This is a genomic window from Allobosea sp. CER48 (genome assembly GCF_044752385.1).
Taxonomy (GTDB): Bacteria; Pseudomonadota; Alphaproteobacteria; order Rhizobiales; family Beijerinckiaceae; genus Allobosea.
Genome location: NZ_JBIWYK010000741.1, coordinates 1 through 1,059, shown reverse-complemented (window position 1 = coordinate 1,059; position 1,059 = coordinate 1). Strand labels below are relative to the sequence as shown.

2 protein-coding genes are annotated in these 1,059 nt (G+C 68.6%); both read left to right on the top strand.

Going from position 1 to position 1,059, the window contains the following annotated elements; all coding sequences use genetic code 11:
• Entirely contained in the window at positions 1-675 is a 675-nt protein-coding gene (gene pncA, locus ACIPIA_RS16925) for a bifunctional nicotinamidase/pyrazinamidase (RefSeq protein ID WP_400511160.1), read from the top strand.
• A gap of 11 nt (positions 676-686) precedes the next feature.
• Positions 687-1,059, top strand: a 373-nt coding sequence (locus tag ACIPIA_RS16920) for a helix-turn-helix transcriptional regulator (RefSeq protein ID WP_400511158.1), incomplete at its 3' end; no start/stop codon positions are given.

Sequence of the window (1,059 nt, the reverse complement as noted above, 5' to 3'; positions counted from 1 at the left end):
CTGGGCGCGACCGCTGCATCGCGGACCGGCAAGGCACAGGAGATACCCGTGGTCGACGAGCGTACCGTTCTCCTTGTCGTCGATGTCCAGAACGATTTCTGCCCCGGCGGCGCCCTCGCCGTTGCCAGGGGCGACGAGGTGGTTCCGGTCATCAACGGGTTCGCGAAACGCTTCGCCAATGTCGTGATGACGCAGGACTGGCATCCGCCCGGGCATGCTTCCTTCGCTTCGAGCCATGTCGGCCGGAAGCCGTTCGACGTGGTCGAGATGTCCTATGGGCAGCAGGTGCTTTGGCCGGACCATTGCGTGCAAGGCACGAAGGGCGCGGAGTTTCATGCGGGCCTCGCATTGCCGCATGTGCAGACCATCATCCGCAAGGGCCACCGCCGCGACGTCGACAGCTATTCCGGCTTCATCGAGGCCGATCGCCGCACGCCCACCGGCCTGACCGGCTATCTGCGGGAGCGCGGCATGTTGCGCGTGGTCATCGCCGGGCTGGCCACCGACTTCTGCGTGAGCTGGACGGCGCAGGACGCCGCCAGGGCCGGTTTCGAGACCTATGTCGTCGATGATGCCTGCCGCGCCATCGACCTGGACGGATCGCTGGCCCGGGCCTGGGCCGAGATGGACGAGCTCGGCGTCGTGCGGATCAGGGCGGGCGACCTGCCGGGCTGAGGACCGCAGGCGTGTCGCGCGCGCAGCGCCTGCTCGATCTCGTCCAGCTGTTGCGCCGGCACCGCCGCCCGGTCTCCGGGCGCAGGCTTGCCACCGAGCTCGGCGTCAGCATCCGCACGCTTTATCGTGATATCGTCACGCTGCAGGGGCAGGGCGCGCCGATCGAGGGTGAGCCCGGGCTGGGCTACGTGCTGAAGCCGGGTTTCATGCTGCCTCCGCTCATGTTCAGCGAAGAGGAGATCGAGGCGCTGGTGCTGGGCTCGCGCTGGGTGGCGGACCGCGCCGACGGCACGCTCGCCCTTGCCGCGCGCGATGCCATGGCCAAGATCGTGGCCGTCTTGCCGGCCGATATGGCCGGTCGGGTCGACGATGTGGCGCTGATCC